The organism is Sneathiella aquimaris, from assembly GCF_026409565.1.
Taxonomy (GTDB): domain Bacteria; phylum Pseudomonadota; class Alphaproteobacteria; order Sneathiellales; family Sneathiellaceae; genus Sneathiella; species Sneathiella aquimaris.
On record NZ_CP112881.1, the window covers coordinates 1,688,158 to 1,704,719 of the forward strand.

The 16,562-nt window shown below is 47.9% G+C and carries 13 protein-coding genes; 6 read left to right on the forward strand and 7 right to left on the reverse strand.

The genetic code is table 11. From position 1 onward, the window contains the following. Nucleotides 1-95: 95 nt before the first annotated feature. From OIR97_RS07915 to OIR97_RS07930, 4 genes are all read left to right on the forward strand, one after another. The gene (locus tag OIR97_RS07915; protein WP_169545041.1) at nt 96-2,759 is read left to right on the forward strand and encodes a valine--tRNA ligase; all 2,664 of its coding nucleotides are present in this window, start codon (nt 96-98) and stop codon (nt 2,757-2,759) included. A gap of 140 nt (nt 2,760-2,899) precedes the next feature. Next, nucleotides 2,900-4,120 (forward strand): multidrug effflux MFS transporter, encoded by a 1,221-nt coding sequence (locus OIR97_RS07920; RefSeq protein ID WP_267177803.1) that lies wholly within the window; start codon nt 2,900-2,902, stop codon nt 4,118-4,120. A gap of 84 nt (nt 4,121-4,204) precedes the next feature. Then, a complete protein-coding gene (locus OIR97_RS07925) occupies nt 4,205-5,764 on the forward strand; it encodes a long-chain-fatty-acid--CoA ligase (RefSeq protein WP_169545045.1) in 1,560 nt (519 codons plus the stop codon). A 536-nt stretch (nt 5,765-6,300) separates the two neighbouring features. After that, entirely contained in the window at nt 6,301-6,945 is a 645-nt protein-coding gene (locus OIR97_RS07930) for a PEP-CTERM sorting domain-containing protein (protein WP_169545047.1), read from the forward strand. 62 nt (nt 6,946-7,007) lie between these two features. Here the strand turns inward: OIR97_RS07930 and OIR97_RS07935 are convergent, their stop codons facing one another. Beyond that, nucleotides 7,008-7,955, reverse strand: a complete 948-nt coding sequence (locus OIR97_RS07935) for a cyclase family protein (RefSeq protein WP_169545049.1) — start codon at nt 7,953-7,955, stop codon at nt 7,008-7,010. A gap of 90 nt (nt 7,956-8,045) precedes the next feature. After that, nucleotides 8,046-9,644 carry an OmpA family protein gene (locus OIR97_RS07940; RefSeq protein ID WP_169545051.1) on the reverse strand — a complete coding sequence of 533 codons (1,599 nt, stop codon included), beginning with the start codon at nt 9,642-9,644 and terminating at the stop codon, nt 8,046-8,048. A 195-nt stretch (nt 9,645-9,839) separates the two neighbouring features. On the opposite strand from OIR97_RS07940, the gene ilvD reads away from it, so the two are divergent. Then, nucleotides 9,840-11,693 carry a dihydroxy-acid dehydratase gene (gene ilvD, locus OIR97_RS07945; RefSeq protein ID WP_169545052.1) on the forward strand — a complete coding sequence of 618 codons (1,854 nt, stop codon included), beginning with the start codon at nt 9,840-9,842 and terminating at the stop codon, nt 11,691-11,693. Nucleotides 11,694-11,771: 78 nt separating this feature from the next. Here the strand turns inward: ilvD and OIR97_RS07950 are convergent, their stop codons facing one another. Next, nucleotides 11,772-12,524 (reverse strand): hypothetical protein, encoded by a 753-nt coding sequence (locus OIR97_RS07950; RefSeq protein ID WP_169545053.1) that lies wholly within the window; start codon nt 12,522-12,524, stop codon nt 11,772-11,774. 231 nt (nt 12,525-12,755) lie between these two features. On the opposite strand from OIR97_RS07950, the gene OIR97_RS07955 reads away from it, so the two are divergent. Then, entirely contained in the window at nt 12,756-13,313 is a 558-nt protein-coding gene (locus tag OIR97_RS07955; RefSeq protein ID WP_169545055.1) for a hypothetical protein, read from the forward strand. Nucleotides 13,314-13,352: 39 nt separating this feature from the next. Here the strand turns inward: OIR97_RS07955 and OIR97_RS07960 are convergent, their stop codons facing one another. From OIR97_RS07960 to OIR97_RS07975, 4 genes are all read right to left on the reverse strand, one after another. Continuing rightward, nucleotides 13,353-13,709 (reverse strand): MmcQ/YjbR family DNA-binding protein, encoded by a 357-nt coding sequence (locus OIR97_RS07960; protein WP_169545057.1) that lies wholly within the window; start codon nt 13,707-13,709, stop codon nt 13,353-13,355. After that, the gene (locus OIR97_RS07965) at nt 13,706-14,182 is read right to left on the reverse strand and encodes a GNAT family N-acetyltransferase (protein ID WP_169545059.1); all 477 of its coding nucleotides are present in this window, start codon (nt 14,180-14,182) and stop codon (nt 13,706-13,708) included. The genes OIR97_RS07960 and OIR97_RS07965 overlap by 4 nt, the downstream gene beginning before the upstream one ends. Nucleotides 14,183-14,247: 65 nt before the next feature. Continuing rightward, nucleotides 14,248-14,682 (reverse strand): PAS domain-containing protein, encoded by a 435-nt coding sequence (locus OIR97_RS07970; protein ID WP_169545062.1) that lies wholly within the window; start codon nt 14,680-14,682, stop codon nt 14,248-14,250. A gap of 181 nt (nt 14,683-14,863) precedes the next feature. After that, nucleotides 14,864-16,504, reverse strand: a complete 1,641-nt coding sequence (locus OIR97_RS07975) for a PAS domain-containing sensor histidine kinase (protein ID WP_169545064.1) — start codon at nt 16,502-16,504, stop codon at nt 14,864-14,866. Nucleotides 16,505-16,562: the final 58 nt, after the last annotated feature.

Sequence of the window (16,562 nt, forward strand, 5' to 3'; positions counted from 1 at the left end):
GCTGCGAGCCGACTATACTGGGATTAAGTCCCGGGGGCCATTTGGTGGCTTTTCACCCGATTTTTTGATATATGATAATAAAGAGAGTGTCAGCGATGCTTGACAAATCTTATCGGCCGCAAGAGGTCGAAGGAAAGCTCTATTCCCGATGGATGGAGCAAGGCGCATTTGCATGTGGTCGAAATGATAGTGAAGATGCCTTCACAATTGTTATTCCGCCGCCGAATGTGACCGGTAACCTGCATATGGGCCATGCGCTCAATAATACCCTTCAGGATATACTTGTTCGATTTGAACGGATGCGCGGGAAAGATGTGCTGTGGCAGCCCGGTACCGATCATGCTGGTATTGCAACCCAGATGGTTGTCGAACGCCAGCTCGCAGAGCAGGGCATTACCCGACATGATCTTGGTCGCGAAAAGTTCATTGAAAAGATCTGGGAGTGGAAAGAGAAATCCGGCGGATCCATTATTGGTCAGTTACACCGTTTAGGGGCTTCCTGTGACTGGAACCGGGAACGCTTTACAATGGATGAAGGTCTTTCCAAAGCCGTTCGGAAAGTGTTCGTCCAGCTTTACAAGGAAAACCTGATTTATCGGGACAAGCGCCTTGTAAACTGGGATCCGAAGTTTCACACGGCGATTTCTGACCTGGAAGTTGAACAAAAAGAAGTCAACAGCCATATGTGGCACTTCAATTACCCGATTGAAGGCGGGGACGGCCGGTTTATTACCGTTGCAACCACCCGTCCGGAAACAATGCTCGGCGATACAGGAATTGCCGTTCACCCTGATGATGATCGGTATAAAGAACTGGTCGGGAAATACGTTATTCTACCAATTGTTGGTCGGCGTATTCCGATTGTTGCGGATGAGTATGCGGACCCGGAACAGGGATCCGGTGCTGTTAAAATAACGCCTGCGCACGATTTTAATGATTTTGAGGTCGGCAAGCGGGCGGGGTTGGATGTCATTAATATTCTGGACGAAAATGCCTGTCTGAACGACACGGTTCCAGAAAAATACCGTGGGATGGACCGCTTTGCGGCCCGCAAGGAAATTGTTGCGGAAATTGAAGCCCTCGGTCTGTTGAATAAAATTGAAGATCACACACATATGGTTCCTTATGGCGACCGTTCTGGAGTTGTGATCGAGCCTTATCTAACGGATCAGTGGTTTGCCGATGCTGCTACATTGGCGCAGCCCGCTATTCGGGCCGTGGAAAGTGGTCAGACCAAGTTTGTTCCGTCAAAATGGACAAACACCTATTATGACTGGATGCGGAATATCCAACCTTGGTGTATTTCCCGGCAGTTATGGTGGGGTCACCGTATTCCGGCCTGGTTCGGTCCTGATGGCAAGATTTTCGTTGAGGAAACAGAAGAAGAAGCCTTTGCCGCGGCGGAAGCGCATTATGGCAAACGCGAAGAACTAACGCAGGACAACGACGTTCTGGATACCTGGTTTTCGTCGGCTCTGTGGCCTTTTTCAACACTTGGCTGGCCGGATAAAACACCTGAACTGGATAAATATTACCAGACGGATGTCTTGATCACGGGCTTTGATATTATTTTCTTCTGGGTTGCCAGAATGATGATGATGGGACTACATTTCATGGATGAAGTCCCACCTTTCCATACCGTCTACATTCATGCCTTGGTTCGTGATGAGCATGGTGCCAAGATGTCAAAATCCAAGGGGAATGTTGTTGATCCACTGGACCTTGTAGATAAATATGGTGCGGACGCCCTTCGGTTCTTTTTGTCTGCCAGCGCGGCTCAGGGGCGGGATGTCCGTCTATCTGAACAGCGGGTGGAAGGATATCGGAATTTTACGACAAAACTTTGGAACGCTGCTCGTTTCTGCGAAATGAACGAATGCGCAGTGCCAGAAGGGTTTGACCCTTTCACAGCGGAGCAGCCAGTTAATCGCTGGATCATTGGTGAAGTTGCCAAATGTGAAGCAGCTGTTCGGGAAGCCCTTGAAGGCAAACGGGACGGTTATCGTTTCAATGACGCATCAAACGCGGTTTATTCCTTTACATGGAATGTTTTCTGCGACTGGTATCTTGAGTTTGCAAAAATTCCATTCCAAGGCGATGACGAAGCGGCGAAGGCTGAAACAAAGGCGACGGCAGCGTGGGTTCTGGATGAAATTCTGAAAATTCTGCATCCGTTTATGCCTTTTATTACCGAAGAACTTTGGCTGACATTAGGGGCCAAACGGGATGCGGATTTGGTTGTTTCGGATTGGCCGGTTTATCCTGATACGGCAATTGATGAAAATGCCGATGCAGAGATGGTCTGGGTTCAGGACCTGATCAGCGGTATTCGTGCCGTTCGCAGTGAAATGAACGTTCCTGCCGGGGCGAAAATTCCGATGATCTTCAATGACGGCAGTGAAGCCCACAAGACCCGGCTTGAAAATCATTGGAATGTGATTTCAAGAATGGCGCGGCTCGAAAGCAAGGCGATCGACGTTGCTTTGCCAAAAGGTTCCCTGCAATTTGTTCATGATGGTGCAACCGTTGGTTTGGCGCTTGCGGGTGCGATGGATCTGGATGCTGAGAAAGCCCGTCTGGACAAGGAAATCGGTAAGCTGAACGGTTACATTACCGGTTTGAACAAAAAACTCGGCAATGAGAAATTTGTCAGTGGTGCGCCCGAACATGTTGTGGCGGCGGAAAAAGAAAAACTTGCTGAAGCGGATGTGAAAATGGCGAAGCTGAAAGACGCAGCTGAGCGATTGAGCGAACTTTAAGGCGTTTTAAAATAAATGAAAAAGCGGCTTTCGGGTCGCTTTTTTTATGGCTTTTTACGGCCATCTATAATGAGACGGTTTGTCTCCGTTATCACATTCTTTTCGCTGGTGAAATGACCTTTCATCAGTTAATAGACTGTATGATATCTAACAATTCCTCGCAAACATCAACCAAGTTTTTCATGGGCGTACTGATCATCATCAGTATGTGCGGACCGCTTGGAATGAATATTATCCTGCCTTCTATTTCGTCTTTTCAGCTGGTCTTTGAAACTGATTATGCGATGTCTCAGCTGACCTTGACGGTTTATCTGGCCGCGATCGCTGTTGGGCAGTTGATTTATGGCCCGCTTTCGGACCGGTTTGGAAGGCGTCCAATTGTCATAGCAGGATTATTGATTTTCATCGCCGGAGGTGGGATTTGCATTTTCGCGACCTCTATTGAAATGATGATCGGCGGGCGGATGGTGCAGGCTCTTGGTGGATGTGCGGGCATGGTTATGGGGCGGGCAATGGTTCGCGATCGTTTTACCGCAGAGCAGGCGGCCTCCGTCATCGCTTATATGACAATGGCCATTGTTGTCGCGCCATCATTGGCGCCAATGTTGGGCGGGATCCTGGAAGATCAGGCCGGATGGCGGTCCAGTTTTGCTTTTGTGATTGTGTTTGGTGCTGTCGCTCTGATCTTTGCGTTAAAAGGGGCGGATGAAACCCTGTCCCCGAGGAAACGTCATGAAGCCCATTTTGGTGGCTTGTTTCTTTCTTTTTATTATCTTCTGAAAAATCGCACCTTTATGTCCTACGCCCTTCAGGTCAGTTTCAGTACGTCTGCCTATTTTACGTTTCTAGGTGGAACGTCCTTCGTGCTGATCGATTTGATGGGCGGGACCGCGACCGAACTAGGATTTTATTTCGTCTTGGTTTCAGCATTTTATATTTTTGGCAACTATGTCACGGCTCGGCTTACTGACCAGTTGGGCATTTTCAAATTGATCGTGATTGGAACAGTCATATCATTTTGTGGGCCGCTTCTGATGCTGGTGACTGAGGTGTCTGTGGGCTTGGGCGCGCCTGCATTTTTTGGATTTATGTGTCTGGTAGCGCTTGGAAATGGTCTTTGCATCGCGACAGGCGTGACCGGGGCCATTAGTGCTGATCCCGAAAGGGTAGGGGCGGCAGCCGGTCTTGCCGGGTCTATGCAAATTGGATTCGGCGCTGTCGGGACTTTTGTCGTGGGCCTATTGTTATCCTACTACGAAACAACACCACTTCCGCTGATACTGGTTGTTGGTATCTGTTGCATCGCGGCCTTTTTATCCCTGATGCTGGGGCGGAGTAAGGTTGCAACTGAAAGTTCGTGACAGGCGGGCGTTTTTTGCCTTTACGCTCTGGCGATAATTTCCAATACTCTTCCCAACAAAAGAATAAACAGGGAGAATTGGGAAATGTCTATTTCTCAACTATTAACGCGGGCCGTTCAGGCAAAAAGTACGGAAATTGCGACTATCTGTGCGGATCGTGCACGAAGTTACGCTGAATTTTCAGAGCGGGTGCAAAAATTCGCGGGCGGTTTAAGGTCGTTGGGTATTAGCGAGGGGCAGCGGGTTGCCATACTGGCGCATAATTCCGATCGATATCTGGAATTTTATTATGCCACTCCTTGGGCGGGGGGTGTTTTCGTTCCGGTAAATACGCGCCTGGCCGTGCCAGAATTTGCTTATTGGCTGAACGATTCTGGTTCTGAAATCCTTCTTGTTGATGATGCTTTCGCAGGCATTGTTGATGAACTGAAAGATCAGGTGCCGGAACTTCGGGAGGTCATTTATATCGGTGATGGGACGACCCCGGATGGGATGCTCAACTACGAAGTCCTGGTAGCAGAATCTGCGCCGGTCGAAGATGCCGGGCGCGGTGGCGATGATTTGGCGGGTCTGTTTTACACGGGCGGGACGACTGGCGTATCCAAGGGTGTGATGCTTAGTCACCGGAATTTTGTTGTGAATACCCTGAACGCTATGCCCTGCTTTAATTTTAAAGAAGGCAGCCGTTGGCTTCATGTTGCGCCAATGTTCCATATCGCCGACGGTTGTGCGGTTTTTGGGGCCACTATGGGATTGTCTACCCATGTTTTTATTCCGGGCTTTACGCCACAAGGGACAATGCAGGCCGTGCAGGACCATAAAGTCACGAACACGCTTCTGGTGCCGACAATGGTCAATATGCTCGTAAATGATCCGTCTCTTGAAAACTACGACATGAGTAGCCTGAAAGATATCGTTTACGGCGCTTCTCCGATGCCGGAGGCAGTGATTGTAAAGGCCTTGGACGTCTTGCCAGAGGCTGGCTTCACCCATGCCTATGGTCAGACAGAATGTGCCCCGTTAGTGACGTATACAGGGCCGGAATACCACGTGGTTGAGGGGCCTAATGCCGGTCGGTTTAAATCGGCGGGCCGGGCTGTTTACGCGGTAGAGGTTAAAATACTGGACGAGGCTGACCGTGAAGTTCCTTTGGGTACGGTGGGCGAGGTTTGTGTACGCGGTGATAACGTGATGCTGGGATACTGGAACAAGCCAGAGCAGACGGCCGAGGCCAAACGAAACGGTTGGATGCATACCGGTGATGGCGGATATATGGATGAGCAGGGTTTTGTTTATATTGTAGACCGTGTCAAAGACATGATCATTTCCGGGGGCGAAAATGTTTATTCTGCTGAAGTGGAAAATGCATTGTATCAGCATCCGGCTGTGGCCGAATGCGCGGTCATTGGCATTCCTCATGAAAAATGGGGCGAGCAGGTACATGCTGTTGTGCGACTTCACGAGCCGGAGGCAGTCCAGGCGCAGGAGATCATCGATTTTTCCCACACTCTGATTGCAGGTTTTAAATGTCCACGCAGTGTCGATTTTGTAACCGATGCCTTACCGCTTTCGGGTGCTGGTAAAATCCTGAAAAATGTTATCCGTAAACCATACTGGCAAGGTCAGGATAAATCGGTTAGCTAAAAACGTCTTTCCCGCCGTCATATTCAGGAGGAGAGGGGGGCTTCATTCGGCGCCCTTTTCCTCCCTGCGGCCTTCGCTGCGCTATCTCTGAAAAGCTGGTGTGTAAATGCTGGAGTGATTCGACTTTAACCTGTTTTCTATGTGAAAAATTGTCCAGATGTCACACTATTATGGTTAATAGAAATCCCATTATGGTTAATAAAGCAGCCTTAATCAGCGCTTTTTTGCTTTTGTTTGTGCAACCGAGCCAAAAATCAAAAAATTTTGAATGTTAACGATAAATTAACACTTTGCAGGCTTGTGCGAACTTTTCGAAAAAATATAATATTTTTTAAGTAGAATTTGGCGTGCAAAAATTCTCCACGGACCCACATAGGGTTGACGTTTATTTCGTCGTTTTTTTTTGCTCTTTAGACAGCCCGTCTTGAGTCATTCGCTGCATTTTTTGTTTCACGTAGTAGGTATGTATTCGTTTGTTTAGGGGTTAACAACGGACGAAGGCTTTGTGCGGTCTTGTCCTTTCTAGGGGTATTGATATGGTAAGAAAAACAGTAATCTCGCTTTTAGCGGGTGCTGCTGCATTATTTTCCGTTACGGCGGCTCATGCGGTTAGCACTTTTGACTTTACATCTGGAACGTCCAGCTGGACTTCAGGTGCATTAAGCTATTCTGAAGATGGTATTGGTTTGGACGTGAGTGCGGGTCGATATACAGGGGGAAATGTAGTCGATAGCGGGTATATCCGCCAATATAATTCAAGTGGTTTGGCAGTTTACAGCAGCACATTACTTGATAATCACGAAATCGACGGCTGGAACCACGACGATGTTGCGGTTTTCAGTTTTTCCCAAGATGTTTTCCTGACGAGTGTCAGTTTCAATTACAACTCATCAGATGATCAGTTTGCCTATTTCTTTGATACAGACAATGACGGTACGCTGGAATTGATTAATGCTTCTTTGGATGCGAACCCAACGGATACCTATACATTTGCCGGGTTGCTGCTTCAGGCAGGCGATCTGTTTGGTATCGGCGCCATTGGGTATAATGATGATTTTAAAATCGCAAGCGTAACAGTGTCCGCAGTTCCTTTGCCACCTGCAATGGCGCTTTTCGGCGCGGCTATGGTCGGTTTGGGCTGGTTGTCCCGGCGCCGTAAATCAAATATGAAAGCTGAGTGATAGCTGTTAATGCAGAAGAAAAAGCCCGCTGACCAGCGGGCTTTTTTTTTGGGGGGAACGCGCTAGTAAAGGGCAACCGGATTAATGATCATCTGTACTGTACCGCGGACGCGCGGTTGTCCCAGTACAAACATAAACTCAGTCACGCCGTCTTTCACCAGAGGGCCAGTATTCATGGTTTCCAGCAGATATATGCCGTTTTCTTTCAATAAAACGACATGCCCCCAGAACGGGCGCCCCTCTTTTTGGGGCGGAACCACATCAACGCCCCAAGTGTCCGCACCGACGGCCATTACGTTCTGTGCGGCAAGCCATTCCGCAGCGTCTTCAGAGATCCCGGGCTCCGCACTTGCCCAGGCAGTGGGGTCTGACGAAAATTTGGCGTCTGTCCAGCCTGTATGAAACAGGACAACATCCCCTTCACTAATTTTAACGCCCTGACTCTTTGCTGCGGCCTGAATATCGGCGGCTGTAAAGAACTTGCCTGCAGGCAGGAAAGGCATACCAAAATGTTGCGCCATATCAAGAACGATCCCACGCCCCACCATCGGTGGCATATTGTGCGTTCCAAGCTTTTTAAGGCCCGTAATGGCGGCAAAGTCCTTTTCCTCGTTGCAATTGTAATACATGCCGTTTTGACCCAGATGGCCCAATCCGTCCAGTTGGGATCCAATGCCGAGCCAAAGTTGCATCAGGTCATCGTTGTAACTGCCCTCATAGGCAAACAAACGCTGTCCGCCTTGTTGATTTGGCTGCACAACCTGCAGGCTAAGCCCGCGGGGAGGGAAGGCAGGGGTTTGAGAGTCTATCACAATACCAAGTGGTTGCGTCTTTCCCTGTTTGATCAGTTTCGTGGCTTCCAGAACCCGTTCCGGTGTCACCAGATTGGCAGACCCGATTTGATCCTCTTTACCCCACTTGGAAGCTGTGCAGTCCGCTGCGGCGGCTAAGCCGCCCGTTAGCATGGACAGCCCAACTGTTGCGGGGGCAATTGCCTTTAGAAATTTCATGATTTCCTCCATATTATTTTTTTCTTTAGAAGATAAATCTAATGGTTAATTTCAGCCCCCGCAAGAAAGAAACTCTTCAAATACTAGGTCTTAGTTCAGGTCGCATCCCCTGATTTCTACCCGCCGGGGAGGGAGGTGACTGCTTTCACTAATTCCCATTCCCACAGGAAACAACCGATGTTTATCAAGACCCATTTGTTCAATGAGCTGGCTCACTGATCTGGCGCGTTTTTCCGATATTCTCAGGTTTAAGGCGAGACCACCGGAGGGGTCCGCATACCCTGTTACAATCAACGATTTTTCCCGATCAGTTTTGTATCTCGAAACAAGGCGGGATAAGCTTTCGACCAGGCCTGCATTTTCTACATTGTAGGATCCTGAAACGAACGGAATGACAAATTCCGGTTTTGTTTCCCAGCAATGCTGCGGAATGGATGAGTTTTTTTGAGAGATACTGAGGTCATTTTGATGGCCGGGTAGTGTGTCCCGTTGAAGGCTCAGGATTTTAATTTCCTGACTGGTTTTTTTCATAATCTGATCCAAACCAAAAAGGGCTTTATTTGATTGATCAATCTGCCTCTCCAGGCGTTGAATATTGCGCTCCATGATGGCGACCGACTGGGTGGGCCGCTGATTTTTCTGGTCCGAGTATAATGGTTGAAGGGCGCCCCTCGGCACGGCAAGAGATCGACCGCTTTCACCGTTAAAGAACAGGTCAAAACGGGCGGTGGAAGCCAGATGCAGTAACCGAATTTGCCCGTCAATCGCTTTCAGGGTTACCGGTGTATAGTGAAACACACGGGTCAGGCCAGTGATAAACTGCCGGGTAAGACTGACATCTGTTTTCTCTGGCGGTACAGATGATGCATTGCCATCCGCCATCCTACAGTCCTCTTCCAGAATAAGGGCAGGGAATGGAAAGGGGGACGACTGGCGGCTCGAAGGGTCCGCAGAGAGGGAAAGCGCGCAGGCTCTTGCATACAGGGCCTCACTTCCCGCGTTGTAGGTGGTCCAGGCTGTCACAAGGAAAAGAACGACAAGGGTTGCAAAAAAGCGGTGATTGCCAAGATTTCGAAAGATGAGAAATTGTTGAAACAGGGTTCTGGATGCTTTTACCGGGCGCGCAATTTCAATCGGTTTTGATTTGTCCTTCAGGTTGAATAGCGAGCGGGCAAAGGCTTCACGTCTTTCGCTCATGCTATTCAGATGCCAACGATTGCGCGCGGGAAACCGAACCACAAGCATGACAAGGCTGTTCAGAAAAAAGACAGCGATACTAAGACCGATCAACTTCAGTCGTTCCGTGACAGAAAGGGCATCTGACATGGTGGCTTTAATCATCTGATAAACCAGTAGAAGACTGAATAGCACAAACAGCAGGGTGCAGTATCCTACCCAAAGAATTATAAGAGACAGTGTTGTCAGGCCCCCGAACCGAAGCATATTCAGGAATAAGTCCTCAATGCCTGCGAATGTCAGGTAATTGATATCGAAGATGCTAAAAATGGCCGTGTTGAACACCAATCCGAAAAAAAAGAAATACCCGGCCAACGCGGATAATAGAAGGGGGATCAGAAGTGTTAGATTGTGGCTGTGATTGACCCTCATATGGATGTCGCAGAAAAGCTCTCCGTTAAGCGAACGATTGCGGCATCGGTATCCGGTGCGTGTTCTACCCTGACATTGCATCGTGAAATCCTTACTGACTAAATACGGCTACTTTTCTTTCAGATAGTGATTGCGTCAAGAAATACAAGCATAGGTTGTTTTCGATTATTTTGAGTGGCCATACAGGGCGGTTCAGTTGAGTTATCTACTTGCTCTGTTTTGGGGAACGCGTTAGGTAAGGTGTATGAGTTAGCGGATCTGGCCGAAGGAAAAATAATGCCCCAATATAGATCAAAGACGTCCACACAGGGACGCAACATGGCGGGTGCACGTGCGTTATGGCGTGCCACTGGAATGAAGGATAACGACTTTGAAAAGCCGATTATTGCAATTTCCAACTCATTCACACAGTTTGTGCCGGGCCATGTGCATCTGAAAGACCTTGGCCAGATGGTTGCCCGTGAAATTGAAAAATGCGGGGGCGTTGCCAAAGAGTTTAACACGATCGCAGTGGATGATGGGATCGCGATGGGGCACGACGGAATGCTGTATAGTTTGCCGTCCCGTGAGATTATTGCGGACAGCGTCGAATATATGGTGAACGCCCATTGCGCGGACGCGTTGGTCTGTATTTCCAATTGTGACAAGATCACGCCCGGTATGTTAATGGCCGCGATGCGCTTGAATATCCCTGTTGTGTTTGTCTCTGGCGGACCAATGGAAGCGGGCAAGGGAATGGCCGATGGCAAGGAAGTGGGACTGGACCTGATCGATGCGATGATCCAGGCCGGTAATCCTGAGATTTCTGACGAGCAAGTTGCAGAGGTTGAGCGTTCTGCCTGCCCAACATGCGGATCTTGTTCGGGTATGTTTACAGCCAATTCAATGAATTGCCTGACGGAAGCGCTTGGCCTTGCATTGCCCGGAAATGGAAGCCTGCTGGCGACCCATAGCGACAGAAAACAGCTTTTCCTGGATGCGGCCAGAACAATCGTGAATGTGACACGTCGCCATTATGAGATGGAAGAGCCCGGTTTGTTGCCACGGGACATCGCCTGCTTTAAGGCGTTTGAAAATGCAATGACCCTGGATATTGCCATGGGCGGGTCCACCAACACTGTATTGCATCTATTGGCCGCCGCTCAGGAAGGCGAGATAGACTTTACAATGGAAGATATTGATCGCCTAAGCCGCGGGGTTCCGCATTTGTGTAAAGTCGCTCCCAGCACGCAAGATTATCATATGGAAGATGTTCACAGAGCCGGCGGTATTATGGCCATTTTGGGTGAGTTGAACCGGGCGGGCCTTTTGCATGCCGAGCTACCGACGGTGCATAGTGCAACGATGGGTGAAGCACTCGATTTGTGGGATGTGAAAACAACGCGCAGCAATACGGTTCAGGAATTTTATCGTGCGGGTCCGGGCGGTGTTCGAACAACAGAAGCCTTTAGTCAATCCAAACGGTATCCTGATCTGGATACAGACCGTGAAAATGGTTGTATCCGAACGAAGGAAAATGCCTTTAGTCAGGATGGTGGTCTTGCTGTTCTGTATGGCAACATCGCACATGAAGGCTGTATCGTTAAAACAGCGGGTGTGGATGAAAGTATCCTGAAATTCTCAGGGCCAGCCCGCATTTTTGAAAGTCAGGATAGCGCGGTTCAAGCCATTCTAGGGGATCAGATCAAAGAAGGCGATGTGGTCGTTATCTTATACGAAGGTCCAAAAGGCGGTCCCGGTATGCAGGAAATGCTCTATCCGACCTCTTACCTTAAATCGAAAGGGCTGGGTAAAGCCTGTGCTTTGCTGACGGATGGTCGTTTTTCTGGAGGTACATCCGGCCTGTCCATTGGTCATGCATCTCCAGAGGCGGCGGAGGGAGGCAATATCGGTCTGGTGGAAGAAGGGGATACAATCGAAATCGATATTCCAAACCGGACGATCAACCTTGCGATTTCAGATGCCGATATGGATGCGCGCCGCGCTAAAATGGAGGCTAAGGGCCCAGCTGCGTGGAAACCAACGGAAAAAAGAAGCCGGGTTGTTTCGACGGCCTTGCGTGCCTATGCAGCGTTGACAACCAGTGCGGCCCGCGGTGCCGTTCGCGATGTTGGACAGGTTGAGAAATAACGGTTGATCCACAGAGGATAATCGAAAAAAGCCCTCCCTTTTGAGAGGGCTTTTTTATGCGGTTAACGGAGGGTCTGTTTAAGCTGTAGGATCAAGGTTTTGGAGGCTTTCTTCGTCCCGCTCAGGGGATAACCCAATAACCCGTTTATATAAAAATGAGGCAGAACTTGTTGAAATTGCAAGGAGCAGGGGGATTATCAGAAGATTAGTCAGAATGAAGATTATGACCTTTAAGGCCGCTGGCGTAAAAATCATGCTCAATAACTTCAGCACAAAGAAAGCGCTCAGACCTAGAACTGTTCCAATGAGGGCGAGTAAAACCAAGGCAATGATGAAGGAAAGGATCAGTTTTACACCCTTATTCAGGAAAAGCCTGATCTGGATTGGTTGATCCAGGGCAATTGCCGGATAAATGAAAATGACCGTTACAAGAATGGGCACGAGCAGGAGTAAAAACAAGGGAAGGCCAATTTCAAGCGGAAAGATCTTTCCTATTCCGGCCGCCAGGCTGGTCATACCAAGCGTAAATATCACAGACAGAGCGCCGAATTTAAACTCTCGTTTTCCCAGCCTGTAATTAAACCACTTCTTCTGTCGTTCGGATTGCAGCACAGAGTAGCGATGCCAGGCAACTGCAAACATTGCATAGATAAAGGGCTGCAAAAGATTACCTGTCAATATCATCCAACCACCCAGCCAACCCTGTAACCAGGCAACGATGGAGACCAGGAACAAAATAGGGATGACATGAAAAATGCAATCCAGGAAATGTGCAAAGACAAACTTGGCTGCATCATAAACACAGCGCGTCACACTCAGGTAATTTGTCATTTATTCCCATACCCCAAACAATATTTTCTTTACGTACTATAGGTATCCCTCTGGCCTTTAACAATAAGAGACATTGGCAACGCAAAGGCTGTGTGCGGGCGGGCTGGCCTGTATGGCGGATACACTTAACCGCCCACTAAACGGCGATGGCAAGATGACATTTATTTAGTGATCATAATATTATATTATATTATATTCATATAACGATGAAATCGGGCGGAAGGACATTTAATGTTTAATAAAGATCAATTTATTGAAGATTGCAAAAGCGCGGCAGAGGAAGGGCAGGTTGCAGTAAGGGCCGTTGTGGAGCAGGCGGTTTCTGATCCTGCAGCAATTATGCGGGAATTGGGCACACCGGAGAAGGCCGGGATTGAACCGATTTATCACTCTGACAGTCTGACCATCATAAATTTGGTTTGGCCGCCTTATATGAGTGTGCCGCCACATAATCACAAAATGTATGCAATCATCGGGTTATATGCTGGTCGGGAGGACAACGCGTTTTGGCGAAAAAAAGACCGCGAAATCGAAATCGTGAGCGGAAAATCCATCGGTGTGGGAGAAGCGGTAACACTTGGCCGTGATATTATTCATTCCGTGCTTAATCCAATTAACAAGAAAACAGCGGCCATTCACGTGTATGGCGGCGATTTTATGTCCCCTTTTAACGACCGCACACAGTGGGATTCAGAAACGCTAAAGCCGGCTCCGTGGGATCGCAATGAGGTTCAGGAGCGCTTTGCTGAGTTTGGCCAGCGATATGATCAATGGGCGACACGGGCTTGATCAACGGCGGTTGCTTATGAAGCGGATGAGCTGCATCCTTCAGGTAAGGCCGAGTTCACGTTGTTTTGCCTTGGTCAGTTTGTTGGAAATAATTTTCCATGCCTCTTCAATATAGACTTTTATATCGTCGTCCGACATGCAGCCGGGATCTGTCAGTTGAACCCATTTCGCGCGCGCGAGATAGGGGGCAGGAATGATACCCTCTTGTTCAATCAAAATGGAATAAGATAAGTCTTTGCATTTAAATGAGATTTTTTGGTTTTCTCCGGGGCCCCAGTGGGAGCAGATGGCGAAGATCTTCCCGCCAACTTTCCAGACACTTGCATTTCCCCACTGTATGACATTTGTAGTGGCGGATAGCTGGCTGCAAAAAAGATCGAATTCGTCGCGTGTCATACTGTTCCTTTTCTTAGCATCACGATACTTGTTGCCCGGTTGTAACCAGCATGCGAGTTTTCTCCGGTTTTTGTAAAGCCCAGGCGTGAGAATAATGCCTGATTTTCGGTGAGTTCAATTCGGACTTCCAATTCAATGTCTGGTTTCCCGGCTTGCTGGGCAAATTCAATACAGGCCGTAATCAGCATGGAACCGATCCCCTTTCCTTGAAGATCTGGATCGACAGCCAATTTTCCAAGATAGAAATTTGTTGCCTCTTCTTTCAAGAAAACGCATCCGACCAGTCGGCTCTCTTCGAATGCGATAAACAGTGTCTCTGTTCGGGACTTTGCCTCAAGACTTTCAGCTGTCAGCCTGTGCATTGAGGAGGGAGGGTCAATACGGGTTGCCATATAGGCATAAGATTTTTGTATTAAGGTCAGCAAGTCTTGCCAGCGATTAAAATCATCTGTGCGTATTGATACGGAAATCATTAAAAAGGCCCCGATTATATCACAGCCGAGAGTTTAGCGAGGTAGTTTATTGAACGCAATAAGGGTTAAAGGCCGGGCCGATAATTGAGGGAATTGGTCGAGTTGGAAGCAACCTCTTTTTCAAGATCCTCATCTGTTTGACTGACATAATCAACAAAGGACAGTATTTTGTTTACGGTCTCACCATCGTTGGAAATGGGGCAGCTTACGGTATGAACTTTCAAGAATTCTTTGTGCGGTCCGACATAAGGGATTTCGCTGAAATTAGCAGTTTTGGTGACCACGATTTTTTCAAACGCCTCCCAGATTTTACTACCTGGTTCGCGACCGGGAAAGTTCCGCCAGTTTCGTCGCATGCTATTGCTATTGCTACGTTCCAGAATATTCTCACCCGTAATCATCTCAACAAAATCAAGTGGATCCCGAAGGACATGAGTGACGATTGCAGATGGGAGCAGGGGTTTGAATTGTGCCGGATCAATGTCTGACCAACGGGGCATTTCCCTATCGCCTCTACAAGACATCCAGTAATTGTAACCTTGGCTTACAATTTCAGATATTTGACTGGAACTGGACGTCAGCAACATATTAAAGACCATAACAACAGGATATATAAGGCCTCTAATATAAATTTATTCTGAATAAAAAGGAATATTTTTTTGGTCTATATGGACTATTCGGTCAGGATACGAGTATTTTAGTTCTACTGGCTGGGAAAACAACGGAGGCTGTTGTTCCCTTGTTGATTTCGCTTTTTAGTAGAAATTGTCCGCCATGTGCTTCCGTCAATAACCTCACAAGGCTCAGACCCAGACCTGTTCCCTGATGATTTCGGTTGTATGACGATTGAACCTGCCCAAATTGTGTTTGCACGTGTTTTAGGTCTTTTTTGGCTATTCCGATGCCGTTGTCCAGAACGTTGATGGAGATAGATTTGTCGTCACAAATTTCGATTTGTACTTTGATCCTGCCTTTTGAATCGGTAAATTTGACAGAATTGGACAAAAGGTTCGCTATGATTTGTTTAATCCGAGTAGGATCCCCAATAATTATAGGCAGGTCTTTAGGGATATCCGTTTCCAGTTGTATTTCTCGGTTTTTTGCATCGACAGAAACCATCTGAAGACATGACTTTACAACTGATTTCAGGTCTAGATCCTGTTCTAACAAATTGATTTGGTTGGCTTCGATTTTTGCAACATCGAGAATATCGTTGATCACCTGAAGCAAGTGCGTGCCGGCAGAATTGATGTCACCCGCATATTCAGCTCGTTTTTCCTTTTCGAGCATGGTGTAATCGTCCATCATCAGAAGCTCTGAAAAGCCAATAATAGCATTTAAAGGTGTTCGGAGTTCGTGGCTCATATTTGCAAGAAACTGCGATTTGGACTGGCTGGCTTTTTCAGCGACCTCTTTGGCGGCTTTCAGTTCTGATGTTCTGGCTTCTACCCGTTCTTCGAGGATCTCATTGTTATGCCGCAAAATATTTTCAGCATGGGTTTGTTCCGTAACGTCAGTGTAACAGATAACTAACCCGTCGGTTGTCGGTTGGGCCGTTATTTTAATGTGGCGGTCATCTTTCCGATGGCGAATTGTCGTAAAGGGAACTGCTGACTGGGCAATCTCCATGTATTTTTCGACTTGCTCGGATTGGTCGCCAACCCCGTATTCTCCGCTTTGGGCATTATATTCGAAAAATTTTCGGATTGGTGTGCCGGGAACGTTGAGCGAATTGGGATAGTTTAGAAGTTTGATGAAATTGTCATTACAAGCAACAAGCCGGAGATCTTTATCAAACAGCGCTAAACCAGTTTCTACACTGGTCATGATTGTTTCCAGTGCTGTGGCCTTTTCAGACAGCTCCTGTTCACGAACGGCCAATTGCTGGGTTCGTTGCTGAACCCGAAAGTCCAGGATCTCGTTGGCATTTTCCAATGCTTTACGAGAATTTGAAATTTCCGTGATGTCAGTATAAGTCGAGATCATACCGCCATTGGGAAGCGGTGATCCATCAATTTGCAGGACCAGACCGTCCGGGCGTGTGCGCTCAAAAGAGTGGGGTACCATCAGCCGGCACAAATCTATCCGTTCCTGAACCAGATCTTCAATATCGCCCGGTCCATATTCACCCCGTTTTGCATTATATCTGAAGATATCGCCTATCGGAACACCGGGGATACCAAGATAGCGCGGAAGTTCGAGTAATTCACAAAACCGTTCATTGCTGAACGCAACCCTTAATTCTGAGCAAATGACAAGAACGCCTTGATCCAAATAACCAAAACATGTCAGTGCGAGATTTTCATCCCAGTTACTAGTCACTTAATTTACGCCCCAGACTGAATTAGATTTACGTCCTGTAATACAGGTTATTGTTATG

What these genes read in the sequence shown, in the direction of transcription:
- OIR97_RS07915 (WP_169545041.1), top strand. Translation starts at nt 96, where the DNA reads ATGCTTGACAAATCTTATCGGCCGCAAGAGGTCGAAGGAAAGCTCTAT.
- OIR97_RS07920 (WP_267177803.1), top strand. Translation starts at nt 2,900, where the DNA reads ATGATATCTAACAATTCCTCGCAAACATCAACCAAGTTTTTCATGGGC.
- OIR97_RS07925 (WP_169545045.1), top strand. Translation starts at nt 4,205, where the DNA reads ATGTCTATTTCTCAACTATTAACGCGGGCCGTTCAGGCAAAAAGTACG.
- OIR97_RS07930 (WP_169545047.1), top strand. Translation starts at nt 6,301, where the DNA reads ATGGTAAGAAAAACAGTAATCTCGCTTTTAGCGGGTGCTGCTGCATTA.
- OIR97_RS07935 (WP_169545049.1), bottom strand. Translation starts at nt 7,955, where the DNA reads ATGAAATTTCTAAAGGCAATTGCCCCCGCAACAGTTGGGCTGTCCATG.
- OIR97_RS07940 (WP_169545051.1), bottom strand. Translation starts at nt 9,644, where the DNA reads ATGCAATGTCAGGGTAGAACACGCACCGGATACCGATGCCGCAATCGT.
- ilvD (WP_169545052.1), top strand. Translation starts at nt 9,840, where the DNA reads ATGCCCCAATATAGATCAAAGACGTCCACACAGGGACGCAACATGGCG.
- OIR97_RS07950 (WP_169545053.1), bottom strand. Translation starts at nt 12,524, where the DNA reads ATGACAAATTACCTGAGTGTGACGCGCTGTGTTTATGATGCAGCCAAG.
- OIR97_RS07955 (WP_169545055.1), top strand. Translation starts at nt 12,756, where the DNA reads ATGTTTAATAAAGATCAATTTATTGAAGATTGCAAAAGCGCGGCAGAG.
- OIR97_RS07960 (WP_169545057.1), bottom strand. Translation starts at nt 13,709, where the DNA reads ATGACACGCGACGAATTCGATCTTTTTTGCAGCCAGCTATCCGCCACT.
- OIR97_RS07965 (WP_169545059.1), bottom strand. Translation starts at nt 14,182, where the DNA reads ATGATTTCCGTATCAATACGCACAGATGATTTTAATCGCTGGCAAGAC.
- OIR97_RS07970 (WP_169545062.1), bottom strand. Translation starts at nt 14,682, where the DNA reads ATGCCCCGTTGGTCAGACATTGATCCGGCACAATTCAAACCCCTGCTC.